The 24888-nt window shown below is 45.8% G+C and carries 24 protein-coding genes and 2 pseudogenes; 23 read left to right on the top strand and 3 right to left on the bottom strand.

Annotated features, from left to right (window positions below):
• The 15 genes and pseudogenes from KGMB01110_RS06960 (at position 1) to KGMB01110_RS06890 (ending at position 13530) form a co-directional block, all read left to right on the top strand.
• Positions 1–1692: a lysozyme family protein gene (locus KGMB01110_RS06960; protein ID WP_119297905.1), complete on the top strand. Its 1692-nt coding sequence runs from the start codon at positions 1–3 to the stop codon at positions 1690–1692.
• 92 nt (positions 1693–1784) lie between these two features.
• A complete protein-coding gene (locus KGMB01110_RS06955; RefSeq protein ID WP_119297904.1) occupies positions 1785–2126 on the top strand; it encodes an MmcQ/YjbR family DNA-binding protein in 342 nt (113 codons plus the stop codon).
• Between the two features lie 75 nt (positions 2127–2201).
• Positions 2202–2582 (top strand): mannose-1-phosphate guanylyltransferase, encoded by a 381-nt coding sequence (locus KGMB01110_RS06950; RefSeq protein ID WP_119297903.1) that lies wholly within the window; start codon positions 2202–2204, stop codon positions 2580–2582.
• A gap of 217 nt (positions 2583–2799) precedes the next feature.
• On the top strand, positions 2800–3216 hold the full coding sequence (locus KGMB01110_RS06945) for a YjdF family protein (RefSeq protein ID WP_004614496.1): 417 nt from the start codon (positions 2800–2802) through the stop codon (positions 3214–3216).
• Between the two features lie 55 nt (positions 3217–3271).
• The gene (locus KGMB01110_RS06940) at positions 3272–3469 is read left to right on the top strand and encodes a DUF6440 family protein (RefSeq protein WP_119297902.1); all 198 of its coding nucleotides are present in this window, start codon (positions 3272–3274) and stop codon (positions 3467–3469) included.
• A 76-nt stretch (positions 3470–3545) separates the two neighbouring features.
• Positions 3546–3941, top strand: coding sequence for a DUF6483 family protein (locus KGMB01110_RS06935; protein ID WP_118659925.1), 396 nt, complete (start codon positions 3546–3548; stop codon positions 3939–3941).
• Positions 3942–4064: 123 nt separating this feature from the next.
• A pseudogene (locus tag KGMB01110_RS06930) lies at positions 4065–4232 on the top strand (lantibiotic ABC transporter ATP-binding protein); the annotation flags it as partial.
• A gap of 2 nt (positions 4233–4234) precedes the next feature.
• Positions 4235–4789, top strand: a pseudogene (locus KGMB01110_RS15305) (DUF6674 family protein); the annotation flags it as partial.
• Positions 4790–4900: 111 nt separating this feature from the next.
• Positions 4901–5110, top strand: coding sequence for a helix-turn-helix domain-containing protein (locus tag KGMB01110_RS06920; RefSeq protein ID WP_158707401.1), 210 nt, complete (start codon positions 4901–4903; stop codon positions 5108–5110).
• 48 nt (positions 5111–5158) lie between these two features.
• Positions 5159–5707, top strand: coding sequence for an RNA polymerase sigma factor (locus KGMB01110_RS06915; RefSeq protein ID WP_242972113.1), 549 nt, complete (start codon positions 5159–5161; stop codon positions 5705–5707).
• Positions 5694–6056, top strand: coding sequence for a DUF4179 domain-containing protein (locus tag KGMB01110_RS06910; RefSeq protein ID WP_118662832.1), 363 nt, complete (start codon positions 5694–5696; stop codon positions 6054–6056). The genes KGMB01110_RS06915 and KGMB01110_RS06910 overlap by 14 nt, the downstream gene beginning before the upstream one ends.
• The gene (locus KGMB01110_RS15300) at positions 6043–6669 is read left to right on the top strand and encodes a histidine kinase (protein WP_243112701.1); all 627 of its coding nucleotides are present in this window, start codon (positions 6043–6045) and stop codon (positions 6667–6669) included. Before KGMB01110_RS06910 ends, KGMB01110_RS15300 begins: the two co-directional genes overlap by 14 nt.
• Positions 6666–7295 carry a PrsW family glutamic-type intramembrane protease gene (locus KGMB01110_RS06900; RefSeq protein WP_243112699.1) on the top strand — a complete coding sequence of 210 codons (630 nt, stop codon included), beginning with the start codon at positions 6666–6668 and terminating at the stop codon, positions 7293–7295. Before KGMB01110_RS15300 ends, KGMB01110_RS06900 begins: the two co-directional genes overlap by 4 nt.
• A gap of 158 nt (positions 7296–7453) precedes the next feature.
• Positions 7454–7807 (top strand): glycosyltransferase, encoded by a 354-nt coding sequence (locus KGMB01110_RS06895; protein WP_119297900.1) that lies wholly within the window; start codon positions 7454–7456, stop codon positions 7805–7807.
• Positions 7804–13530: an InlB B-repeat-containing protein gene (locus tag KGMB01110_RS06890; RefSeq protein ID WP_119297899.1), complete on the top strand. Its 5727-nt coding sequence runs from the start codon at positions 7804–7806 to the stop codon at positions 13528–13530. Before KGMB01110_RS06895 ends, KGMB01110_RS06890 begins: the two co-directional genes overlap by 4 nt.
• 1 nt (position 13531) lies before the next feature.
• On the opposite strand, the gene KGMB01110_RS06885 is transcribed toward KGMB01110_RS06890, so the two are convergent.
• From KGMB01110_RS06885 to KGMB01110_RS06875, 3 genes are all read right to left on the bottom strand, one after another.
• Positions 13532–13738, bottom strand: a complete 207-nt coding sequence (locus KGMB01110_RS06885; protein ID WP_117781706.1) for a hypothetical protein — start codon at positions 13736–13738, stop codon at positions 13532–13534.
• A gap of 302 nt (positions 13739–14040) precedes the next feature.
• Positions 14041–14241 carry a helix-turn-helix transcriptional regulator gene (locus tag KGMB01110_RS06880; protein ID WP_004611564.1) on the bottom strand — a complete coding sequence of 67 codons (201 nt, stop codon included), beginning with the start codon at positions 14239–14241 and terminating at the stop codon, positions 14041–14043.
• 84 nt (positions 14242–14325) lie between these two features.
• Positions 14326–15060: a helix-turn-helix domain-containing protein gene (locus KGMB01110_RS06875; protein ID WP_119297898.1), complete on the bottom strand. Its 735-nt coding sequence runs from the start codon at positions 15058–15060 to the stop codon at positions 14326–14328.
• A gap of 235 nt (positions 15061–15295) precedes the next feature.
• Here KGMB01110_RS06875 and dinB point away from each other — a divergent pair, with 235 nt between their 5' ends.
• The 8 genes from dinB (at position 15296) to KGMB01110_RS06835 (ending at position 24887) form a co-directional block, all read left to right on the top strand.
• Positions 15296–16546 (top strand): DNA polymerase IV, encoded by a 1251-nt coding sequence (dinB, locus tag KGMB01110_RS06870; protein WP_119297897.1) that lies wholly within the window; start codon positions 15296–15298, stop codon positions 16544–16546.
• A gap of 42 nt (positions 16547–16588) precedes the next feature.
• Entirely contained in the window at positions 16589–16831 is a 243-nt protein-coding gene (locus tag KGMB01110_RS06865; protein WP_119297896.1) for a LexA family protein, read from the top strand.
• A 14-nt stretch (positions 16832–16845) separates the two neighbouring features.
• Entirely contained in the window at positions 16846–17091 is a 246-nt protein-coding gene (locus KGMB01110_RS06860) for a hypothetical protein (protein ID WP_154266625.1), read from the top strand.
• Positions 17092–17212: 121 nt separating this feature from the next.
• Positions 17213–18046, top strand: coding sequence for a transcriptional regulator (locus tag KGMB01110_RS06855; protein WP_243112697.1), 834 nt, complete (start codon positions 17213–17215; stop codon positions 18044–18046).
• 628 nt (positions 18047–18674) lie between these two features.
• The gene (locus KGMB01110_RS06850) at positions 18675–19109 is read left to right on the top strand and encodes a helix-turn-helix transcriptional regulator (protein ID WP_117739181.1); all 435 of its coding nucleotides are present in this window, start codon (positions 18675–18677) and stop codon (positions 19107–19109) included.
• Between the two features lie 535 nt (positions 19110–19644).
• Positions 19645–21612, top strand: a complete 1968-nt coding sequence (locus tag KGMB01110_RS06845; protein WP_117739180.1) for an ATP-dependent DNA helicase — start codon at positions 19645–19647, stop codon at positions 21610–21612.
• A 161-nt stretch (positions 21613–21773) separates the two neighbouring features.
• Complete coding sequence (locus KGMB01110_RS06840) at positions 21774–22892, top strand: tyrosine-type recombinase/integrase (protein WP_117559407.1); 1119 nt, start codon at positions 21774–21776, stop codon at positions 22890–22892.
• A gap of 18 nt (positions 22893–22910) precedes the next feature.
• Complete coding sequence (locus KGMB01110_RS06835) at positions 22911–24887, top strand: tyrosine-type recombinase/integrase (RefSeq protein ID WP_119297895.1); 1977 nt, start codon at positions 22911–22913, stop codon at positions 24885–24887.
• Position 24888: the final 1 nt, after the last annotated feature.

The raw sequence follows: 24888 nt of genomic DNA, 5'->3' as shown, positions 1-24888 counted from the left end.
ATGAGAGATATCAAGGAACGGGTAAGGGATAAGAATCCGAAGATTCGTAATCCGGCTGCCCGGCTTCCGAAAGAGCTGGTTCGCCAGACGGTACTGGAGGCAAAAGAAAAGCCAAGGGAACTACCGGGAAAAACTGGCAGCCAATCAGAATCCCTGACACAGTATGGTGCTGAAAAAATAGAATCCGTACAGTACAGGACGGCGAGTGTAGCAGGAAAAACGGTAGGGAAAACAACATATCAAGGTGGAAAAAAACTTGCCGGAGTGACTTATCGGAAGATAAAGGAAAGAAAAAGCAGACAGAAAGAAGTGAAAGCTGCCGAAGAAGCAATGGAGCAGGGGGCAGAAAGCGGAAAGAAATTAATCAAGCTGAAACCGGAGCAGGCGGCACTTGCCAAGGAGAATGGTAAACGGCAGGTGAAAGCAGCACCGAGAGTGGTAAAAGTATCCGGTCTGTCTCAGGAGAAAATAAAAACACAGGCATCCATGCAGAAATGGCAGGTAGAAAAAGGTGCACAGGCGATGCAGAAAGCAAGAGCAGTCCAGATGGCAAGAAAATCCGCAGTAGTATCAGCAGAAAGGGGAGAAGCAGTCCTTCAGACGACCGGAAAAGGGGCAAAGCTTTCTATGCAGGGGATTACAGCAGCCATACAAAAAGCAACAGCCGCCCTGGGAGAAATGGGAAAATGGTTTGCCGCAGGAGGGATGGCATTTCTTGTAGTGTTTATCCTGATTGCCGGAATCATTGCCGGGGCAGCGTTTAGCAGTGGTTCGGAAAGTTCCGAATCCTTAAGTGAGGAAGTGCTTGCGTATACTTCCGTCATCCAGCGCTATGCCTCCCAGTACGGTATCCCGGAATATGTATCTGCGCTTCAGGCTATCATGATGCAGGAATCCGGGGGAAGGGGGACAGACCCGATGCAGTGTTCGGAGAGTCCATACAATACCAGATTTCCACACAGTCCCGGCTCCATTACAGAGCCGGATTATTCCATCGAAGTGGGAGTCAAGACATTCGCAGACTGCATCAGTCAGGCAGGATGCAGCACCCCACAGAATCTGGACAAGCTGAAACTTGCATGGCAGGGATATAACTATGGAAATGGATACATAGGATGGGCATTGCAAAGAGGCGGTTATACAGAAGCCAATGCCCTGCAGTTTTCACAGCAACAGGCAGCTTCGCATGGATGGAGCCGTTACGGAGATCCCCAATATGTTCCCCATGTGATGCGGTATTATTCCGGTGGCAGCCTGTTTTCTGGTTTGTTTGGAAATCAGCAGATCGTATCGGTTGCAATGGGGCAGCTTGGAAACAGTGGCGGTCAGAAGTTCTGGAGCTGGTATGGATTTGACAGCCGGGTGGAATGGTGTGCCTGTTTTGTGAGCTGGTGTGCGGACCAAAGCGGTCTGATTGAGAGTGGGAATGTTCCCAAGTTCTCATTGTGCAGTGACGGAGTGTCCTGGTTTCAGGGAAAGAATAAGTGGCAGAGTGGTGGAACAACCCCGACAGCCGGAATGCTCATCTTTTTCGACTGGGATCATGATGGAAACTCGGACCATGTGGGAATTGTAGAGAAATGCGAAGGTGGAAGAGTCTACACAGTGGAAGGAAACTCCCGTGATCAGGTACGGCAGAGAAACTATGCGATGGATTATGCCTCCATCATGGGATATGGGGTGATAAATTGATGGAATTGGAGAGATAAAAAATTATACTTGTAATCTGGGGAAAATTGCGACAAAATAAAAAGAAGAACTAGTGAAAAAGAAGGAATCCTCTCATGAATCAACAAGAAATATTCGAATACATCAAAAAGCAATATCCAGCCAACCCGGAGAGAATCACACAAAATGGAAAGCAGATCACAATCTTTAAAAACCAGAGAAACAACATTCCCTATGCTATTTTTTATCAATCAGACGAATCTGTAATGTCAATCATGGAAGTTCAGGCAGAGTCAGATATGATAAGCAATTATATCGAAATGTATCACCTTGCTCCGGCAAAGTACATGAATCAGAAACACTGGCTGGCAGTTCCAGTAGATGGGACTGTCAGTGATTCGAAAGTTTTAGATATGCTTGATATGGGCTACGATATCGTTGATGAACAGAAAAAATGACAGAGAAACAAGAAATGGACAGTCGAATAGAAGAAATAAAGTGGGATGATAAATCGTGATTTAGGAGTGATATAAATGATTAAAGATTTAATGTATATTGAACTAAAAACAGGATATTCTGATGATGGTCCAGCATGGATTGGATATGTGAAAACTTCAAAAACCAAGAAAACCATTTACTTTAATGACCATGCTTTTCAAAAATATAATGGTGGTTATTCTAACTATGTAGATATTGAAAACGGCGATGAATATTGGATTTCTGGCTTGAAAAAGAGAGAGAGAAATCGTCATTGGGCCGGTCATGGGAAAATTATGATTGACCGCAGAGCTGTTAATGAATATCTTACTCTGATTGGAGAGAAAGAATTACCCCTAAATTTGTTTGAAATAATTGACATTGAAGACAGATTTCCAGTTGAAAGAGTAAATAATCTTTTGAACGACAAAGAATAAAATTTCAGTTGTCTTAATTGGATAAATCATTGTTTGACATTCTAAGTTAATCGCGCCATATGGCTTGATTATAAATACAAAGATAAAAACGCAATGTACATTTAGCAATGTACTTAGAGCTGGTAGGTAGCCCAGCCGTCCTATGTAAATAGGGTAAGTAACCTGCCCCTCCGGGTTGTCCATTCTTTGTTCAACAATTATTTTGGGAGGGATTCTTATGGACAAAGTAAATGGAAAACTGACGGTGTATTTTGAAGAACCATTCTGGATAGGCGTATTTGAGCGTATCGAGGACGGTAAGTTGTCTGTAGCAAAAGTAACCTTTGGTGCAGAACCAAAAGATTATGAGGTGCAGGAATATATCCAAAAACATTATGCCAGTTTGAAATTCAGTCCGGCTGTTGATGCTGTTGTAAAGGATATAAAGAGAAATCCAAAAAGGATGCAGCGTGAAGCGAGAAGGCAAATGCAGGAAACTGGTATTGGAACAAAATCGCAGCAAGCATTGAAATTACAACAGGAACAGAATAAACAGGAATGTAAGATCAGAAGCAGAGAGAAAAAAGAAGCGGAAGAACTGCGAATGTTTGAAATGAAACAGCAAAAGAAAAGAGAAAAGCATAAGGGGCATTAGCCCCTTGCTGGACTCGTTCAAATCGAAAATTAACACTTAACGAGGAGAAATAAACATGGCAAAGAAAGAAGAAAGATTTGAAGTTATATTTAGAGATGGAAGTTCGCTTAAGGATGATGGGGTTCGCCAAATTCTTGTAGATAAGGAGACTGGTGTTAATTATCTTTGTTGGAAATCTGGATACGGGGCTGGTATTACACCTCTTCTGGATTCTGAAGGAAAAGTCATAGTTACAAAGTCAAATTCCAATTGAACTAAATCGCTGCGCCACAGCCTTCGCAGGCCATCGCGCAGCGATTTAGTTCAACTGGAATTTATGGAGGTGGAAAATGTATTTTTCAGATGAGAAAGATTACATTATGCGAATGATAAAAGAAATGGTGAAAATATTATTTTCTTTAATATGTGGGAAAAAGTATGTTTCTGTTGAGTTTGAAAAAGAAAACAAATATGAAGTGTCAGGGAAAAATTTGAAAAGTTTTCTTGATATGATTGATTCAGGGCAAATTAACGAAGCGGAGAATATACTTTTAGATAACATTGATTATACAAATAATGATGATGTGATGGCGGCAGCTCTTTTCTATCAATACCTTAGTGAGAAAGATAGTGAGTTTTTGATTAACAACAATTATACAAAAGAAGAAGTGCTTTCTGGTTTTAAGCAATTACTTGTGCAGTCAGAATATAATAATTTGTTATATATGATTAAGGATGATGAGTAATGCAGAATTTTCGACTTGTGAACTTTAACAACTCGAAAGTTGTAGTACTTGGAAAATGGAATAAAGAAAAAGGAGTGTGATTATATGAAAATATTATTACCGATTATTTATATTATTACTTTTATTACCGTTATTTTATCAAGTCATATTCTCTCCGAGGTACAACAGACCGCTGACCACATCGGTATTATTGCGGGCGGCGTCTTAGGCTATGAGGGGAAACTTAATGCAAACGAAAATTTGGAACAGCTTTTTATGGACGTTGTAAAAAACAATCACAGGGAGGGTTAAGGCATAGGGTGTCGGAGTTCTTAGGAATTAAGAAAAGAATTCTTGATATCCGGGAAAATGTAATAGGAGCAATCAAGACTACAGATAAGGATATAGCAAAGACAGCACTTCTTGCAAAAGGTTTTCGTGAAGCCGGGCAGACAGCAGCCAATGCATTCCGTACTTTTGCTGACAAGCCGGAGGTGGATTATTCTCAGAAAGAGCAGAAACATCCCATTACAAAGGCGGTGCTTGCACCTATGAAAGCAGTGAAAAAGATGCTTGTATCAATGAAGCTTCATCTGGACGCTTCGATTGATAAGCTGGATAATCTGGCGATGAATGTGCAGCTTGATAAGGAAAAGCATATAGAGAATACGATGAATCTGAAACAGACAGAGCCGGAGAGGGCAGAAGCTGAGCGAGTAGAAGCAGAGATTGTAAATTCGCCGATGGTCGCTGAACCACAGGAGTATCAGTATAATGCAGATGCATTTGAGGCTAGAGGTGCGGATGAGGTGAAGCAGGAAGCGTCACATAAGGAAGTATCAAAGGTAAGAGAAGATAAAGCCAGATAGATATGAGGACGTGGGAGAGATTCTGCGTCCCAACGTCCGTGTGGGCTTGCTTTTATTCGGATATTCGTATATAATGTATCGTATTGAGTATTATCCATGCGGAGGTGCGGTATGAACGGGATCAAGGGCTATATCTCCATTCGGGAGGCGTCTTACCGTTGGGGCGTGTCAGAGCGGCGGGTCAACCAATACTGCGCCGAAGGGCGGATTCCCGGCGCGTCCCGGTTCGGACGTTCATGGGCGATCCCGGAAAATGCGGAGAAACCGTCCGACCCGCGCTTTCAAGGACAGCACCGCGATTCCGGCAGGACAAGCACCTGACGGATACCCCTCTGCATGGGAAGCATCCGCAAAAAGGAGGTGAACGCTATGGCCTGCGACGAGAGCTTGTACCGCCAATATCTGAACGGCGACGACGAAGGGCTCAATGCCCTGATGAAAAAATACGGCGACCCCCTGACCCTGTATATCGACGGCTATCTGCATGACGTTCACGAGGCGGAGGAGCTGATGCTGGACGTTTTCGCCTATCTGTTCACCAAAAAGCCGAAGATACGGGACGGCGGCTTCAAGGCGTATCTCTATAAGGCGGCGCGGCACATGGCGCTGCGCCATAAGAGCAAACGGAAGCCCCTGTTCAGCCTCGATACGCTGACCGGCGAGCCGGACGGACGGCTGCTGGCGGAGGAGGTCATTCGGACGGAGGAGCGAAACCGCGTTCTGCACTTCTGCATGGACGAAATGAACCCGGACTATCGGGAGGTGCTGTATCTCACCTATTTTGAGGATATGAGTTACGCACAGGCAGCGGAGGTCACGGGAAAAACGGTAAAGCAGATCACCAACATGGTGTATCGCGGAAAAAAGAGCCTGCGAAGGCTATTAGAACTGGAGGGAATCACTAATGCGGAGCTATGAAGAGCGTGTTGCGGAGACAAAGCGGCGCATCGCCAAAATTGAGCGGGAGAAACGGCTGCGTCGTAATACAATTACCATGGTTTCTGCCGTGGCGGCGTGCCTTGTGCTGCTCATCGGTGCGTCCCTCGCCATGCCCGGCATTGCTGCAAGCATCCGGACTGGGGATTATGTGGGCTTTGAAACGGCGGCAAGCATCTTTCACGACGGTGCGGCTTTGGGATACATCGTCATCGGGCTTCTGGCGTTTTTACTCGGCGTGTGCGTGACCGTTCTGTGCTTCCTGCTGCGGCAGATGAACCGAGAGGACAGACAGGATGAGGAAAGCGAGGATGTGCATGGAGCTGATTGAAAACCTGCTGCAACTGCTGGTCACATTCGTCGGTGCGCTGCTTTCGGGTATCTTCTACTGGAAAAGCCGCAGGCAGGCGGATTTTCTTCTGCTGTGTTTCTACGGTTGCTTTGCCCTCGGCGCATTCTACTGGACGCTGTATCTGCTGCTGTTCAATACCACGCCGCACATTTTTTATGTATCGGAGTTCGGCTGGGTGGCGAGCCTCATCTTCCTGCACATTTTGCAAGAAACTCTCGCCACTCAGGACGAGCGCAGCTTCCGTAGCCGCTCTGCATGGCTTGCGCCGCTGATCGGCGCACCGCTGCTGGCGTTCTACTGCACCTTCGGGGATATTCTCTCCAACCTGATCTGGTGCGGCATGATGATTTGGCTCTCCTTCTGCGCCATCCGTGGACTGGTCTACGCCAATGGGCAGACAGGCACGGCGCGGAATATGCGGTACTACCACATCGGCGTGCTGTGCTTTGCGTTTGCGGAGTATCTGCTTTGGACGGTGGGCTGCTTTTGGCCGGATACCTCTCTGGCAAGCCCCACCTTCTGGTGCGATATGCTGCTGACGCTCGCCATTCTCGGCCTGCTGCCCGCCACGAGAAAGGCGGTGGACGCATGACCTACATCGAAAACATCTTCCTCTGCATGGTATCTCCCCTGCTGGTGGCCGCTTTGTGCATGGGCAGGCGGCAGCTCCGCTTCTTCCTGTTCTGCATTGCCGGGATGGGGGTGTGCCTGCTTTCGGCCTATATCAACACCTTCCTCGCGGCGGTGTGTCAGGCGGACGCCCTTGCCGCCACGGCGGAGATTGCGCCGGTGGTGGAGGAAATGATGAAGCTGCTGCCGCTGGTGTTCTATCTTCTGGTGTTTGAGCCGGAGAGCGAGAGAATTAAGCCCGCCGCCATCACGCTCGCCCTGAGCTTCGCCACCTTTGAAAACGTGTGCTATCTCATCCAGAACGGCGCGGACCGCTTCTCCTTCATCTTCTTCCGGGGCTTCGGCACGGGAGCCATGCACGTCCTCTGCGGCCTGATCGTGGGCGGCGGGCTTGCATACACATGGCGGCGGACATGGCTGAAGATCGCGGGCACCTGCGGGCTGCTGGGCGCGGCCATCACCCTCCACGCCATCTACAATTTGCTCATCGCCCACGGCGGCGCGGCGCAGTACATCGCCTACGCCATGCCGGTGCTGCTGGTGGCGGCGGTAAGATTGTCTGCTTTCCGATTATCGCAGAGAAAATAACTGAACATCCTCTACTTGAGAGCTGCTTTTTGGCGGCTCTCAAATTTTTTTAAAAAATTTTTCGTTTTTGGTGAGAGTTTTTTCGATTTTTTGTACCTATATAAGTGAAAGGGTTTTTATTACAGTTTCAGACAAACCGGAAAGGGGGTTCAAACAATATGTATGATACCGCAAGACGGGTCGCACTCGTCAAGCAGCGGGTGCGGGAAAACACCCGCCGGAGGCAGCGGTGCGAGGCAATAAGCCTATCTGCTTTGTGCCTGATGTTATTCACGGCACTTGCCAAGGTAGCGGACGCACTTATAGTGCGGGGACAGACCGCCGCACAGGGCGTGTTCGGCACAATGCTGCTGCGGGAGGACGCAGGCGGCTATGTGCTGGTAGCCGTTATTTCCTTTGCCGCAGCGTCAGCTATCACTGCACTGTGCTTCCGGCTCAGAACCAGAGAAAACCAGAAAAAACACGGGACGGACAAGCCCGCCCGACACGAAAAGGAGGAGAAAAGCCAATGAAGAAACGAATACTCAGCGTCCTGCTGCTGTGCTGCATGGTGCTTGGCCTTTTGCCGACGACCGTATCGGCGGCGGACGGGCCGATGGACACCGTCCCGAAGTACGACGTGAGCATTGACGTGTACAACCGGACATCGGACATCACCATTAAGGACAGTCGGAGCTACTACATCTACTCGTCCGTTCCCGACAAGGAGAGGGACACATGGACATGGAATTGGAAGATCTTCATCAAGGGAGACAAAGCTGCGCCCCACATATTTATTGACGGCGTAAATATCGAGAGGAGTCCCAGTTCCAAGGGGCCGGCTATTGAATTAAATAAGAAGGCTTCAGCTTATCTGTATTTCATCGGCAAGAACAGCTCCCTGCAAGGCGCCGACGGCCGCGCGGCAATACAGAAAAACCGCAGCGAGGGTCAGCTTTATGTTCTGGCGCGCACAGGCACCACGGTGACCTGCAAGGGCGGCAACAAAGCGGCGGGCATCGGCGGCAGCTATGCGACCCGGAATATCGCAGAAAGTCTGTTCAACCTGGATATGTACGGTCACGGCGTGAATATGCACTTTGGCTCTCGGAGCAATCCTGACTACTGGGGCGGCACCATAGCGGCCATCGGCGGCAGAAACGGTGCTGGTATCGGTGCCGGTCGGGGAGGTGCCGGTGAGAAGCTGTATTTCTACTCCGGTACGATACAAGCCACCGGCGGCAGATTTGCTTCCGGTATTGGCGGCAGTTATGAGGGGCGCGGCAGTGAGATCTATATTTATGGTGGCACAGTCAGCGCTCAAGGCGGTGAGGGAGGCGCTGGTATCGGCGGCGGCTGCTGGAAAACAGAGCAGGATATGAATGGCATCAACGCCGCCCACGACATTTACATTTCCGGCGGCACGGTCACGACCAAAGGCGGCTACAACGGCGCGGGTATCGGCGGTGGGCAGTATGTCCCCGCCCGTAATATCACGGTGACGGGCGGCGTTGTGACGGCGACAGGACACTACGGAGCGGCGATAGGCGGCGGTCGCTGGTGCCGCGGAATGGACATAACCCTTACCGACGCCACTCTGAATCTGTCGACCAATTACCGCAGCAACGGCTCGGACGCAGCGGCTGTCGGCTACGGCGACATTGTTTACAAACCGGAGCAGCTCGTGGCGGATCCGTCAATCGCGACGAACGACCGGATAAAGGTCGGCTCAAAGAATGGAAAGATCGTCATGCTGACGGCTAACGGTCACGCGCTCAGAACGGATGGGAAACCGAGCTACTTCATGCATCTCACTGATTTCCTGATTCCGGACAGCGACGGAATGATTGACCTGTCGCTGCTGACTCTGCCATACACGCAGAACTACGGATGGGCGATAACTGATCTTGATGTGAAAATGATGGAGACCTCCTGCGAGGGAAACCATACCTACGGCTGGAAAAACCGGAATGGCTGTCATGTCTGGGGATGCACACGCTGCCCGGCCCGGAATCCGCTAGAGCGTGGACCTGTACCGGACGGTGAGCATATTCCCGGAGAGTGGGAAAACCAGGAAAAGAAGTGCACCGTATGCGGGGTTGTGTTGGCGAAGGACACCACGCCTCCGGTGACCGAGGGAATTGCGAATGGAATGGAGTATACCGCCGACGACACCGACGACGGGCAGCCCGGTACGATCAGCTTCACAGTCAGCGACCCGGTGAGAGACAAGGAGGTGTCCTCTGGCATCAAGTCTGTGACGATCAACGGTGAGGAGCAGACCGTGCAGACCGGACAGGCTTATCAGCTGACCGCGCCGGAAGGCGGCAACAATGACGAAGGACTTGTGTATGAGGTCGTCGTTACGGACAATGCGGGCAACAGCACCACAACAAAGATAACTCTGTACAGAAGGCACCGGGTCCTGATCCTGAGTGACAGAAACGACCCGAGCAGCACGATCCTCCACCTTGGCGTGCCGCACGGGTCTGAACTGGAACTGCCGTTCGATCATCTGCCGAAGGAAGCCTATTTTGTCGACTGGGATAACGAGGACATCAAAATAAGCCGCGGGGAGAATAATGACTATAACTTCGGCATCATCAACTCGAACCGGAAGTTTTTGCTGGTGATCCCGAAAACGGAACTGCCTACGCTGACGGTTCGTGTAGGAAACAAAAGCTTTTGGGACTATCGTGCGGATGCGCCGGATGAATTCTGCTATGTCGATCCGGTAGACAAGTACGGAGAGGGCTATGCTGTGAGTCTTGGGATTTCATCTGACGAAACCAGCTACTATTTTGAAACGGCCACGCGCTATACACTAAATGAGCTGAAGGAGCTGGATGACAAAGGCAGCATTAAATGGTATAAATACAATTCGGAATCTTGGAGTCTTACCCTCATAGGTCCCTCCTTTGAGGACTACCATGGCGAGTGGTATGTCTACGCCAAGGCTACAAATGAGGTGGGGACGAAATACGTCTCCTCCCCGAAGCTCATACTGGACTGCTCAGATCCGGCGGCCACAGTGCATCCCTCCGGCAAGGAGCTGAAAGGCAAAGCCAATTCGAGCACAGCCGCGGTGGAAGGCACGACCTACTGGGGCAATTTGCAGTTCAAGGTGCATGACGAGACGCCGGTTACGGTGCAGGACGGCCAAACGGTTCTGAAGCCGGATGAAAACGGCATTTATACGATCCCGGCGGACATGGACGACAATGTCTACCACAATATTTATATCAGAGACTCCTGTGGAAATACGATTTTCTATCTGAAAAACAAGGTCCGCTGGAACACGCTGGCCCATGTCGATACGCTCGACGAGCAGAAGCTCCCGCATGGCGCGGTGCTGTCTGAATCGCTGCCTGCCACGGTCACCGTCCGGACGGCGGCCAGTGGGAATCAGAGCGTTTCGGTTCCGGTCAAATGGGACGAGGCGGCGGACTATGTTCCAGCGGCCAAACAGGAGCAGCACTTTACCGTGAACGGAACGCTTGACCTGTCGGGCATGGACATTGTCGTCCCACCGGAGCAGGAAGCCTTGCAGACGGTTACGGTAGAGGTAACGGTGGCTGGTGCACCGCAGTACAGGGTAACGGCTGCAAGCAGTGAAAACGGCACAGTCACGGTGGTGAATGCCACAGAAACCGCCGAGGACGGCACGCCCCTGTTCTGCAAGGACGACCTTGTCATGCTCTCCATTGCACCCAATGAGGGCTATATGCTCAGTACGCTGTCCATCAACGGTACTCCCGCCAGCTTTGCAGTTGAGGATGATACCTATACCTTCGCCCAGCCGGAGGAAAACGTCACCATAACTGCAACGTTTGAAAAGAGCAACGAGCATACCATCACTTTTGAGGCGAACGGCGGCTCCGAACCCGAGGATTTGCCGGAGGAGGTCACCACCGCAATGCCCGCCAAGAAGGTATTGCGCGGCAGCGAGTATTCTCTGCCGGAGTGCGAGTTTATTGCGCCCGAAGGAAAGCAGTTCAAGGCATGGGAGATCGACGGTACGGAGTATCCGGTGAACGCCCCTGTGACCGTCACCGCTGACATCACAGTCAAGGCGCTGTGGGAGGACGCACCTCCTGCACCTGACGAGTATACCGTCAGATTCAATGCCAACGGTGGCGGCGGCACAATGGCAGATGTCACCGGCGTTTCCGGCAGCTACACCCTGCCAGCCTGCGGTTTTACCGAACCGGAAGGAAAGCAATTTAAGGGCTGGTCAACCGGTGCCGACGGTTCGGTTATTTCCGGTACGACCTATGAAGTAAACTCGGATACTACCTTCTATGCAATCTGGGAGAGTAAAGAGTATTCCGTCATCGTAACGGACGGCAAAGCGACAATCGGTGCAGGAAGCGAAATCAGTAAAGCGGCGCAAGGCACAACCATTACTCTGACCGCAAATGCGGCTCCTGACGGTAAGGTGTTTGATAAGTGGGTAGTAGAAAGCGGCAACACTACTCTTGAAGATGCGAACAGTGAAACCACTACTTTCATAATGCCTGACAGTGAAGTCAGCGTGAAAGCGACCTACACAATTCCCCATACCCATACCTACGATCAGGAAATTCAGAAGCCGGAAACCCTCAAGTCGGCTGCCGACTGCACCAACGATGCAGTATATTTCAAGAGCTGCTCCTGCGGAGAGATCAGCACAACAGAAACCTTTACAGCAGCAGGTACACAGCTCGGGCACGCATGGGCAAGCGATTGGAGCAAGGACACAGACAATCATTGGAAAGAATGCTCTCGTTGCCACGAAAAGAAGGACGAGGCGGCTCACGATTACGGTAGCGATAACATCTGCGACACCTGCGGATATGACAAGACCGTACCGCATACGCACAATCTGACCCTCGTTCCCGCAAAGGCTCCTACTTGCACGGAGAAAGGCAACACGGCATATTACACCTGCGACGGCTGTGACAAGTGGTTTGAGGATGCAACCGGTGCATCCGAAATTACCGACAAGACAAGCGTAATCCTTGCGGCAACAGGTCATAGCGCTTCCGACTGGAAGTCCGATAATACCGATCACTGGAAAGAGTGCACCGTTGTCGGCTGCGGCGTGATCATCGAGGGCAGCAAGGCGGCGCATACCGCCGGCGAATGGATTATCGACACTCCGGCAACAGCTACCACAAGCGGCTCAAAGCATAAGGAATGCACCGTCTGCGGTTATACGATGGCAACCGAAACTATCCCGGCAACCGGCGGCGGTGAGCATACTCACAGCTACGGCAGCGAGTGGAAGAACGATGCCGACAACCACTGGCATGAGTGCTCCTGCGGCGATAAGAAAGATACAGCAGCGCATACCGCCGGCGAATGGATTATCGACACCCAGGCAACTGCTACAACCGACGGCTCAAAGCATAAGGAATGCACCGTCTGCGGTTATACGATGGCAACCGAAACTATCCCGGCAACCGGCGGCGGTGAGCATACTCACAGCTACGGCAGCGAGTGGAAGAACGATGCCGACAACCATTGGCATGAGTGCTCCTGCGGCGATAAGAAAGATACAGCAGCGCATACCGCCGGCGAATGGATCATCGACACCCCGGCAACTGCTACAACCGACGGCTCAAAGCATAAGGAATGCACCGTCTGCGGTTATACGATGGCAACCGAAACTATCCCGGCAACCGGCGGCGGTGAGCATACTCACAGCTACGGCAGCGAGTGGAAGAACGATGCCGACAACCACTGGCATGAGTGCTCCTGCGGCGATAAGAAAGATACAGCAGCGCATACCGCCGGCGAATGGATCATCGATACCCCGGCAACAGCTACCACAAGCGGCACAAAGCATAAGAAATGCACCGTCTGCGGTTATACGATGACAATCGAAACTATCCCGGCAACCGGCGGCGAGCATACTCACAGCTACGGCAGCGAGTGGAAGAACGATGCTACGAACCACTGGCATGAGTGCTCTTGCGGAGATAAGGCCGATAAGGCGGCACACGACTTCAAGTGGGTTGTTGACAAGGAAGCGACCGCAACGCAAAAGGGCTCCAAGCATGAGGAGTGCAGGGTTTGCGGCTACAAGAAGGCGGCAGTTGAGATTCCGGCTACCGGAACACCGACTGAGCCGGGCAAGCCGACCGATTCGGATTCTCCGCAGACCGGTGACAACAGCAATATGATCCTCTGGATCGCACTGCTGTTTGTCTGCGGCGGCGTAGTGATCGGCATCACCGTTTACAGCAAAAAGAAGAAAGAAAACGCTGAATAAATCAGCTGCGAACCTTTGAGCAAAGGGCGGTGACGGACATTGCCGTCATCGCCCTTTCGCTTGGACTGGAGAAGAAATCTTCCATTGATTTATAGCCTGTCCACTTCATAAAGTGACGTATGTTGTTGATATAGGTATCTGCAGTTCGGGAGGACCTGTTACGAATCAGGCATTCCTCTCTGAGCTTGTTAAAATATTTTTCGTACATAATAAACCTCCATGATACTAGTAACGTTAATGAGTCACTGCCATCATGGAGGTTCACGTATTAAAGATACCCTCTTGAGAAAAAGAGATTCTGGTGTTATTCTATTCATGGCAGTGTTAATGATGATCCTGTTTGATTGTTATTTTGTGGTGATTTAACAATACTACTTTTAGTGCTCATTATCTACTGCCTTTTTAAGTTAAAGAGAAAACTGTGCCACAGCCTTCGCAGGCCATTGCACAGCGATTTAGTTCAATTTCAGTTTGCAGAGCTGAGAAGATGAGTTGGGCATAATACCCAGCTCAATCTTCCACATGGAAGACATCTTCCACCAGCATATTAAAGTATTTTGAAATCCTAAGCATAAACTCGGCGGAGGGGGTGCTGTCCCCACGCTCTATCCTGCCGACAGTTTTGGTGCTGTATCCGATAGCAGCGGCAAGGTCATCCTGGTAAATGCCACGCTGTTCTCGGATTTCTCGGATATTATTGGTAACCGCCATAAAAATCCCTTCTTTCAGTTCTATAGATATTTTCTTATTGTCAATTATGCAAAATGATGTGTCCGATAAAAAGGACTTGCAATTTTATCGGCAATGCCCTGTAATAGCAGAAGCATCAGATTTTCCAAGAACTTTTCCAAATATGTCTAAGCGGTCATTTTCACTAACCTTGATAGGTGCATACTTTTCATTAAGCGAGATAAGGAAGATTCCGTCTGTATCGTTTTGCAATTTTTTAATATAGGCTTCTCCGTTTAGAGCGAAGATACCGATTTCTCCATTAGCAACAGATTCCTGCTGTAATACCCATGCAATCTGACCATCGTGGAATTCAGGTTCCATACTGTCACCACTAATACGGACACCGAAAGTAGTATCTTCCGGTAAGATAGATTCATCTATACATACAGTCTCTTTCGGTCCGTCTACAAGGAAGTTACCGGTTCCGGCTGATACAGCATTTTCAAAAATATCAATGCTTCGGAATGGAATTATCTTAGCAGTCTGCTTTTCATACATTCCGGATGCGTGGAGCAGATTAATATAATCCATAGCTTTTTCCCTGCCTTCATCTGTAAGTGATGAAAAAGGATCAGCAGGATTTACTCCAAAATATGCTTCATACATGTTAGTAATACCAAGGATTCTACACACTTTGTAAAATATGGTAACGCTTGGTTCAGCAAGATTTCTCTCCCAGTTGGATATGGCTTTATAGGAAATGGTAATGCCTTCCTTTGCCAGTTCATCAGCGAGATCCTGTTGGAGCAAGCCTTTCTTTTTTCTATATGATGAAATGATTTCTCCGATTGAGTACATACATACGCCTCTTTTCTTTCATTTTGTTGATTTCAAATGTCTCTTTTCACTCCATAGTATATAGCAATAGTGCCAATTATTCAAGTTAAAAATCCAATATAATGAGAAAAAGGACACATGTGTCCGTTGACAGTCGATTATTCTTGGGGTTATACTATGCCCTGTAAGAAACATTACTCATATACTTGGACTAAAGGTTATGGTAGTGACAGATTAAATGCAGGAGGTTATGCAGATGGGAGACAGGGTAATACTTCATTCAGATATCAACTGTTGCTATGCTTCGATTGAGCATCTGCATCATCCGGAGCTTGCAGGAAAGCCACTGGCAGTAGGCGGTGACCCGGAGGCAAGACATGGGATTGTCTTAACAGCCGACCATATTGCCAAGAAGTACGGTGTGAAAACAGGAATGGCACTCTGGCAGGCAAAGCAGGTCTGTCCGGACATAACATTTGTATCACCAAGAATGGACTTATATCTTCGGTTCTCAAGAATGGCTCATGAGATATATGCAGAATATACGGACAGACAGGAGCCATATGGAATTGATGAGTGCTGGCTTGATGTGACAGGGAGCAGTTCTCTTAAAGGAGATGGATTGCTCATTGCACAGGAAATCAGCAGGAGAATGAAGTCAGAGCTTGGCATCACAGTAAGTGTTGGTGTTTCTTTCAATAAGATATTTGCAAAGCTTGGTTCTGATTATAAGAAGCCTGATGCAATCACAACTATGTATAAGAGTGAGTTTAAGCAGAAGGCATGGTCACTTCCGGTGGCAGATCTTTTATACGTTGGCAAAAGTACGAACAGAAAGCTTGCATTATTTGGTATCAAAACTATAGGTGATCTTGCAAGAGCAGATGAAGATGTGCTTAACAGTCACCTTGGAAAGATAGGCAGTATCTTATGGTCGTTTGCTAATGGCTATGATGATTCACCTGTCAAGCTGGAGAATACCCACGCTCCAATCAAATCGGTAGGAAACAGCACAACGACACCAAAGGATTTAGTATGTGATGAGGATGTAAAGATTGTTCTTTATATTCTGGCTGAGAGTGTTGCAGCAAGACTACGTGAGAATGGATTCAGGTGCAGAGTGGTTGAGATAAGTGTCAGGGATAATGAGTTATTCTCTTTTACCCGTCAGAAAAAGATTGACCATGCAACTAATATCACCGGAGAGATAGCTGCATATGCTTATCAGATATTTAAGGAAAACTATAACTGGAGCAAACCAATCCGCAGTGTTGGTGTCCGAGGTGCAGACTTAGTAACAGATAATTATTGGGAACAGATTGATTTGTTCTCAAGTGTGGAGAAGCGTGAAAAGCAGATGAAGATGGATTCAGCGGTGGATGAGATACGCAGAAGATTTGGATTTTACAGTATCCAGAGGGGACTCATGTACCGGGACAGGATTCTGTCGGCAGTCAATGCAAAAGAAGAACACACAGTACATCCACATGGATACTTTTCAGGTTAGCAACGACAAGTACCAATAGAGTAAAGAAGAGGGAGGCGGAACATGGGCGAAGCAGCAAGAATTGATCTGGTAGACAGAGCACCATTGACGGAGAAGCAGCAGAATGTGTATGAAAGCATTATGCAATATCAGCGTGTGAATGGTTATGCTCCTACTATCAAGGAGATATGCAAGATGGTAGGGGTGGCATCGACTTCAAGTGTTTATGCACATCTGAAAATATTAGAAGAAAAAGGCTATATAGCAAGGAAGATGGATGCTTCCAGAGCAATAGCAATCTTGTAAGGAAGGTGATTACATTGAGCAATAAGGTATATGTTGATGTACTTGCAGAGTTTTCAAAGGACGGACTGCTCATTCCCAAAGAGATAACGTGGGAAGATGGCAGAAAGTATGAGATTACACGAGTAAAAGACAAGCGCAGAGCTGCCAGTACAAGGGCTGGCGGCGTTGGAGAGCGTTATACCTGTGTGGTAGATGGAAAGGAAATATTCCTTTTCTATGAAGATAACAATATGTGGTTTATGGAAAGAGCCGGAGCCTGATGTGATTGTGTGCTGACAGCACAATTCATATCAGTTGGCTTTAGATCAGCAAAGCCGGGGAATGTGCAGACATTCATCGGAACTCCCGGCAAAAGGCTTGCAATAGCAGGTATAATGGGAAGTGATATTTGAGGGTACAAAAAAATCATTTTTTTTTGGTCTGGGGTTGACACGAGCAGGTATTTGTTTACCAGATGTGTCTGTGTATTTAGAATTATGTGAAATATTAGGCATTAGTCTAAATGAATTTTTGGCAGGTGAAGATATTGAGGTAACTAATGTAGAAAAAAAATCGGAAGATACACTGATACAGATATCAAAAGATAGTAGTCATAAACAGCGTTATTTAAAGAAGATTATTGCTGTACTTCTTATTGCTGTGGGAGTATTTGCTATTACTCTTGGAATCATGGTATGTAATAAATTGCGGCAACCACAAAATTATATAGAAGCAGTAGATCCAGATAGTGTAGAAATGAAAACGGCTGAATTGTTGTCCGGAATTGATGGAACCATGATGTTTCGATACAATTCAAAAGATACATTTCAAGCATTATACGTTTACTTGTCAGAATATCATTCTGGAAAACGAGTTTCTCATAAACGAGTTTTGGAACTTTCCTATGAGGACGTGAAATCTGCAAAAAATGGATTGATTGTCATCACTCCGGATTTTGATAATTTTACTGCAAAGCTTATTGCAGCAGATGAATATTCAAAATATATGACAGAAACGCCAATCTTGGAAGGTGTTGCAAACAGAGAATATTATGGAAGATCTGCGACCTCTATAGAGAACAAAAGCACGATAGAGTACGGAACAGAGCAAGGATTGGCAGCACTGATCTATGGCGAACAAGGAGTGAGTTCGTTGCCGATACAGGACATTACAGGAGAATACATAGATACAGATAATGAGTATATGTATTATTATTCGGCTGAGTTTGTAAAATAAGAATAGCAAAAGTGTGGAGATTTGGTGATGGTAACTGTAAAAGTGGAAAAGAATCATTCTGGGACGTATGAGCTGTCTGAAACCGAAAGAAGCAAGCTGGAGACAGCAATGTTTCCAACAGAATAACTGAATATCGAAGAAGTGGACTGCCGGGGATAAAATCCTGGCAGTTTTTATATCAAAGTATGCAAGAAAAGCCGCCAGTGGAAGGTTCTCTGTATGAAGGCTCTGAAGATGATTTTGAGAATGTGAGATAATTCCGAAGGGACGAAAGAAGGTGAGAAAGTATTTGGATATTAACGGATTCAGAAGAAATGTCGAAAGATGTCGGATAATGCGAAAAATGACTGTTAAGTGACTGGTATATAACACGGTTTTGACAGCCTTTTTTTATATACTTTTCTTTGTGGTGTTTTAAGAAGAGGTATAACAAGGAGAAGAATTATATTTGTATCAAAGAAAGTGCTTAAGACAACAAAATGGGAATAAAAAGCAAAGTGTTGTGATCGAACTGGTTGCAGCACTTTTTTATTCGATATTTTTCGAGAATTGTGGGACACCACATATTCGGTCACCGCCATGCTCCGATTTGATTTCTATACGAAAAATCAGATCGGAGGAAAGATAAATGGCTTATAACAAGACAAGTGAAGAACGAAAGTGGAATTATTGGAAAGAACAGGAAGAAAAGAAATTGCGTGAACTGGGAATGGAAGAAGAGAAGATCCAAAAGCTGCGCCAGATGGACCGGGAAGATTTTCTGGAAGAGCGCAGATACCGGGAACATCTGGATGAAATGATGCAGGATATGGATTCCATAAAAGAAAAGGACAGCGAGCTGTTTGCAAGGGATGTAAAGGAGCTTCTGAATCACATAGGTGATAAGCGAATCTATGAACTATTGAAAGAAACGGAGCATCAGACACTGGAAATCCTCTTACTCAGTACATGGGGATATTCGGGAAGAGAAGTTGCTAAGATTATGGGAATGGCAGAACAGACGATTTATACCAAAAGAAACCGTTTGAGAAAAAAATTAAAAAATTTATCAAAAATTGAATAATTATGGCGTTTTTCGTCGGCTATTTAATAGGCAGATAAATTTTGCCAGTGTACTTTGATAATCTCATACCAGCATTACAGGTACGTTCCCGTAAGTAGAAGCGTGGCAGGAAGACGCGAGGACAGATGAAAAGGGCATGGAAGAAATCAGACCAGAAAGTGAGAGGCAGAGTTCTTTTGTGGTGTTTTTGTTTCGAGCGAATCATCTTTAACTGAAACAAGGATCGTGGCGGTCTTTTGCGAAGATCACTTACGAGGGGATAATGATACATAGGAACTGCCAGTGAGCAGGGGATGGACTTTGGGTTGTAATCAGCAAGACCTTTAGAAAATCCATGAGCGGTGCGATGCCAAGCATCCGCCTGTAATGTTCCCGTAAGGCAAAGGGGGAGTCGAGGACAAATACAATGCCAAAAATCAAAAGTATAAGAAATCAAGGAAGAATGTGTCGTTGATATCAGATACATGCGGCTGTAGGGAGTATTCTTTTACAGCCGTATTGATGTGGTATCAGCAGACATATCAGGTAACAAACTATGTATTACAGAAAAGAGTATTTGAAAAGGGCGCATCGGGAGATTGATACGATCTTTCGGGTGCTGTTCCCGGAACATGGAATGGCAGTAAGGGAAGAACAGATTCTGTTATGCCATGAAATGCTGGATAACCTGCTGGGAAGAAATATAGCACTGTGTGACGCAGGTGTCGGTATCGGGAAAACGTATGCCTATCTGGTGGCTTGTGTTCTGATGAGAAAGTATTCTCTTCTTGCAGACGGATATTCCCCATACGAACAGCGTCCGGTTGTGATATCTACTTCCAGCATTGCACTCCAGAAAGCAATTCTTACGGAATATATCCCTTTTCTCTCCCGGATTCTTCAGGAGAACGGGACAATTCAGGCGCCGATCAAAGCTGTCATCCGAAAGGGAAAAGAGCATTTTGTCTGTGATGAGAGATTAGCGCAACGAATCGTTGCAATCAAAGATAAAAATAAAAATGCATTGCAGAAAGAAGCACTGCTGTCTCTGAAAGAACACTACGACATGGATGAAGTGTCCGGATTAAGCGGATTTGACAGAAGGATGGTAAGCGTGCCGAAGTTCTGCTCAAGGGAATGCCCGAAAAAAGGTTCCTGTAGGTATCAGCAGTATCTGGAACATTCCAGAGATGATGAAATGTTCATCCAGATCTGCAACCATAATTATCTGCTGGCAGATGGCTATCATAGACTGCAGGATTACCGCCCGTTATTAAAAGACTATCGGGCATTGATTGTAGATGAAGCACACAAACTGCCGGATGCGGCAAAGCAGATGTTCGGGAAGAGCCTGTGTTATGATGATATCCGGGAGATCTGCTTTTATCTTGGAAAAGAATATCAGGGCCCGGAGATAAGAAAACTGTCTGGGACGATCCGGATGGTGCTGGATGTGATAGGAGAAAACCACAGAACCAGATACGGGTTAAAAGAAGAATTTTACATGACAGAAGAGTGTGCCATGTATTTATATGAAGGGATACAGACCATGAATAAGATCATAGAAAAATTAGAAAAGAAGATTCCGAAGTGGATCAGAAACAAGCTGGAAGAAACCAGAAGTGTGCTGGAATGCTTTTTCCATCAGGATAAGAAGTATGTGCTACATTTGAAACAGGATCAGGAACATCGGATCATATTGTGTGCTTCCAGCAGGCGGATTCCACAGTATCTTGACCAGATGTTGTGGAGCAGAGGAATGGGCGCAATCCTGACAAGTGGAACATTAAAAACCGGACAGGGATTTTCCCATATCCGGAAGATGACAGGATTGCAGAAAGTACAGAGGGTACATGAATATGTGGCAGACTCTCCATTTGAATATCAGAGAAACTGTCTGTTATATCTGCCAAAAGATTTGAAAAAGTGCAGAAGAGGAAGTCAGGAAGAAACAGAGATGATAGCTGACCATATCCATTCGTTAATCTGTTCGACTTACGGACATACATTGGTGCTGTTCACATCCTATCACCTGATGGGAAATGTATATCAGATGTTGCGGGATGAGATCCCTTTCCCGATGATCGAGGTGTGGAGACATTCCCCAGAAGAAATCACGAGATTTAAACAGACAGACAATGCGGTTCTTTTCGCAGCTGGATCCTGCTGGGAAGGAGTAGACTTTCCCGGAGATATGGTATCTTCGTTAATTATTGTAAAGTTGCCGTTCGCTGTTCCAGATCCCATCAGTGAGGCTCAGAAGAAAGAATATGATTGTCTGAAAGATTACATTCAGGCAGTGGTCGTTCCAGATATGCAGAAAAAACTAAGGCAGGGGTTCGGACGTGCGCTCCGCACAGAGACAGACACCTGTGTTGTGACCATCTTAGATGAGCGTGCAGGAGAAGACGGAAGATATCATGAGGAAGTGATGTGTGCACTTCCGAAGTGTAAGATGGCAGAAGACATCAAGGATGTTCAGCGTTTTATCAGAAACCGGAAGGGTGTGGAATATTACCTGTAAATGCCCGTGGTTTTGCTACAATCACAGCGAGTTTACGACGAAATGTTTGGTGGTATTTCTGGGGTGTTTTCGGTGGAATTGGTGGTATTGCTGAATAGCTATTTGAACATGAAGTGGGTATACTGTGTATAGCGTTAGAGATTTAGAAGGAAGGTATTAATATGGCAAAATATATCGTAGAAATGCAGATGGATAAACAAGAAAAATTTTATTTTATTCGAGAAAACGAAAGCGGAGATATTGTATATTTACCTTCTAAATATCTAATGCATAAGAAAAGGTCAAAGATATCACCGAATACCATACAAAGAAGTGCCTTTGCATTATCTTATTATTTGAATTTTCTGGATGAAAAGCAACTTTGTTTGGATGATATTTATCAAATGAAATATATTGAACAGCATGAACATTTTACAGATTTCCTGATTTGGTTAAAAGCTGGTATGCATAGCAGGGAAGATTATTTAAAACTTCCTAATAATGAGACATGCAATGCATATTTAAAAGAAGTATTCAGATTTTATACCTTTATGGAGCAAGAAAACAAGCATTCGGAAAGCTTGAAGGTATTATCAGATACGCAAATGATTGTGCGAAATTCCATCGGTATCAGAAAAGTATTGAATAGGAAGAGTTTTCGAGGATATTTAAAAGAAAAAGGACATCAAGGAAAAACCATTGAGCAGGACAAGATTGTAGTATTGTTGCAAGAATGTGCAAACAGCCGCGATCAGGTTCTGCTTTTATTATTAGCAGAAACAGGCTTTAGAATAGGGGAACTCTTAGGTGTACGATACGCAGAGGATATAGACTATGAGAAACATATAATATATGTCAACTTTCGAGATGATAATGAGAATGGGGCAAGAGCTAAAAACGCAGAACTTCGAAGAGCCAAAATCAGCGACGCAACATTTGATATTTTAATGTTTTATATTGAAGACTATAAGGAACTGATTATAGGACAGGAATATTTATTTATTAATGTCTCAGGTGATTACGTTGGAAAGCCTTTTAAGGGAAGTGGAGTATATGCCATGTTACGCAGATTGGAGAGAAAGACGGGAATTAAAGCATCTCCACATATGCTCCGGCATTATTTTGCAAATGCAAGACGAAAAGATGGATGGAAATTAGAAATGATTAGTCAAGCACTCGGGCATCGGAATATCGAAACGACTATGAAATATCTGAATATAACAGAGGATGAACTAATAGAAGTCAGTGATGCTTTTTATAACAGGCATCAAGCAATGTATGGTGTTCAGAATTTGTTATAAAAAAGAGGAGGCGATCAAGTGTCTGCAATTCGATTGCTACAAGCAGAACGCAAGGAAGAGATACAGCATCTTCACAGGCAGTTTATGTCAGGCGGAATATTGCAGAGAGAATTATGGGAAGAAGCAGAGAAATTCCTTATCCAAAGAGAAATCTATGATGTGATTTTAGCAGAAGAACAAGATTTGCGGGAATACAAACAAACTTTGTTGGATAGTGGGAATTATACGAAAAAGCAGGTGAAAGAGCAGTCATCCGCATTACGGAAGATACAGAAGTATTGGATAGAAACAGAATATGGAGAGCTACTCTTAGAAATCCGAGAAAGCCAAGTGTCAGATGAGGCATTGAAGGGAAACATCAAACGGTTTCTAATCCGGCAGGGAATACATCATATCAAAGAGATTGATTATACGGTACGAAGCCGTTATGAAGCAGAACTGAAAAAAATGTGGGATGAAGCGAGTGTGATGAGATATTTAAAGGTTTTCGATCATATCAAGCAGTATAGTATCCAAAAAGAAATAGAAAGTCTGCCGGGAAGAATCGAACACCGGAGGAAATATCAAGCACAGGTTGTATTCCTGCCATACTTACCAGATTTGGAGTTGGTTAAGGATTTTGAATATGTCCGAGATAAACAGGAACTGGTGTGGGATTTTTTTAGAAGAGCATCTGAAAAATTAAAAAAGCAGGTTTTTCTACTATTGAATTATATTCTAGATAATTTGTATCGAGACGATCCCAAAGAGAGAAGAGTTCGCTATTTATTGCCATTACACTGGTTATATGATTTTTGTGTGGAGGAAGAGATTGATGATCTGGAAGGATTGGAATTAGAACAGATCCAACGATTTGAGAAAATCGTGGAACAGAAAGTGGTCAATGTGAAAAACTCTATGCAGATTATTGACAATAGTCGGAAAATCTTATTTTTAACAGCACCAGAAATTCATTGGCATGCCAATGTGTGGTATATGGAACGCTTTCACCTGTCAGAAGATCGGCTTAACCCAAGCAATCCAGTACAGCGATTGAGTTTTATAGAAGTGACTAACAAAAAGAATCGAGAATTGTTACAGGAATATGCCAAATATCATGTTGGAATTGGTGGACTGACGATAGCAAATATCCGAGGACAACTATATGAGGTAAAAAGACTTCTGGAATATTTTAAGGAAGAAGAATCCATTTGTCAGGTAGATGAAAATCAATTGGATGACTATTTTAGGAAACTGGAAGAAAAGGATACCAAAGATGATACATTCAATAAAAGAATTGTGCATTATATAAAATTTTATCAGTTTTTAAATGTCCGAGGATATATGAAGGAGATACCCTTTAAACCGGAGTATTACCTGAAAAAGACATATCCAGAGCATCATGACAGAACGGTGGAAGAAAAAGTTTATATGGAAATCCTGCATAAGCTGTATGCATTTCCGCTAGTTCCAAGATTGATATTTTTACACTTGTGGTGTACTGGATTGAGAATCAGCGAAGTGTGTACGTTAAAAGGGGATGCATATTACTGGGATGGAGAAGATGCATGGTTGAAAGTCTATCAGATCAAGATGAAGGCAGATAAAATGATACCAATACCGCTTGTGATGTATAGAATCATGCGTAAGTATATTGAGCGTGAACACATTCGTCCGAAAGATTATATCTTTAAAGGGAAGGATGGTGGAGCGTACCGGGGAACAACATTCCGACAAGAGTTTCAGCAATACTGTGATAAGAATGGAATTGCAGATGGCAGTTATATCTTCAAAACCCATGACTATAGGCATACGCTGGCCACCCAATTTTATGATGAGAATGTTTCTATACAGACAATCCGAGATTATTTAGGACATTTTTCCGAAGAGATGACAAAACAGTATGTAGACTTCATGCCAAAGAGAATTGAAAAAGCAAGTGATACTTACTTTAAGAAACCGGAAAATGACTTGGCTTCTACCATTAAAGCTAAGAAGCGTGGTGAAAGAAAATGAA

Source organism: Mediterraneibacter butyricigenes, from assembly GCF_003574295.1.
Taxonomy (GTDB): Bacteria; Bacillota; Clostridia; order Lachnospirales; family Lachnospiraceae; genus Mediterraneibacter_A; species Mediterraneibacter_A butyricigenes.
This window is presented reverse-complemented; position numbering and strand designations above follow the sequence as displayed.

Coding starts and splice junctions, on each gene's coding strand:
- KGMB01110_RS06880 (WP_004611564.1), bottom strand. CDS start 14,241: ATGGCGGTTACCAATAATATCCGAGAAATCCGAGAACAGCGTGGCATT.
- KGMB01110_RS06890 (WP_119297899.1), top strand. CDS start 7,804: ATGAAGAAACGAATACTCAGCGTCCTGCTGCTGTGCTGCATGGTGCTT.
- KGMB01110_RS06845 (WP_117739180.1), top strand. CDS start 19,645: ATGTATTACAGAAAAGAGTATTTGAAAAGGGCGCATCGGGAGATTGAT.
- KGMB01110_RS06885 (WP_117781706.1), bottom strand. CDS start 13,738: ATGTACGAAAAATATTTTAACAAGCTCAGAGAGGAATGCCTGATTCGT.
- KGMB01110_RS06920 (WP_158707401.1), top strand. CDS start 4,901: ATGAACGGGATCAAGGGCTATATCTCCATTCGGGAGGCGTCTTACCGT.
- KGMB01110_RS06915 (WP_242972113.1), top strand. CDS start 5,159: ATGGCCTGCGACGAGAGCTTGTACCGCCAATATCTGAACGGCGACGAC.
- KGMB01110_RS06875 (WP_119297898.1), bottom strand. CDS start 15,060: ATGTACTCAATCGGAGAAATCATTTCATCATATAGAAAAAAGAAAGGC.
- KGMB01110_RS06850 (WP_117739181.1), top strand. CDS start 18,675: ATGGCTTATAACAAGACAAGTGAAGAACGAAAGTGGAATTATTGGAAA.
- KGMB01110_RS06900 (WP_243112699.1), top strand. CDS start 6,666: ATGACCTACATCGAAAACATCTTCCTCTGCATGGTATCTCCCCTGCTG.
- KGMB01110_RS06895 (WP_119297900.1), top strand. CDS start 7,454: ATGTATGATACCGCAAGACGGGTCGCACTCGTCAAGCAGCGGGTGCGG.
- dinB (WP_119297897.1), top strand. CDS start 15,296: ATGGGAGACAGGGTAATACTTCATTCAGATATCAACTGTTGCTATGCT.
- KGMB01110_RS06950 (WP_119297903.1), top strand. CDS start 2,202: ATGATTAAAGATTTAATGTATATTGAACTAAAAACAGGATATTCTGAT.
- KGMB01110_RS15300 (WP_243112701.1), top strand. CDS start 6,043: ATGGAGCTGATTGAAAACCTGCTGCAACTGCTGGTCACATTCGTCGGT.
- KGMB01110_RS06955 (WP_119297904.1), top strand. CDS start 1,785: ATGAATCAACAAGAAATATTCGAATACATCAAAAAGCAATATCCAGCC.
- KGMB01110_RS06865 (WP_119297896.1), top strand. CDS start 16,589: ATGGGCGAAGCAGCAAGAATTGATCTGGTAGACAGAGCACCATTGACG.
- KGMB01110_RS06945 (WP_004614496.1), top strand. CDS start 2,800: ATGGACAAAGTAAATGGAAAACTGACGGTGTATTTTGAAGAACCATTC.
- KGMB01110_RS06960 (WP_119297905.1), top strand. CDS start 1: ATGAGAGATATCAAGGAACGGGTAAGGGATAAGAATCCGAAGATTCGT.
- KGMB01110_RS06840 (WP_117559407.1), top strand. CDS start 21,774: ATGGCAAAATATATCGTAGAAATGCAGATGGATAAACAAGAAAAATTT.
- KGMB01110_RS06910 (WP_118662832.1), top strand. CDS start 5,694: ATGCGGAGCTATGAAGAGCGTGTTGCGGAGACAAAGCGGCGCATCGCC.
- KGMB01110_RS06940 (WP_119297902.1), top strand. CDS start 3,272: ATGGCAAAGAAAGAAGAAAGATTTGAAGTTATATTTAGAGATGGAAGT.
- KGMB01110_RS06935 (WP_118659925.1), top strand. CDS start 3,546: ATGTATTTTTCAGATGAGAAAGATTACATTATGCGAATGATAAAAGAA.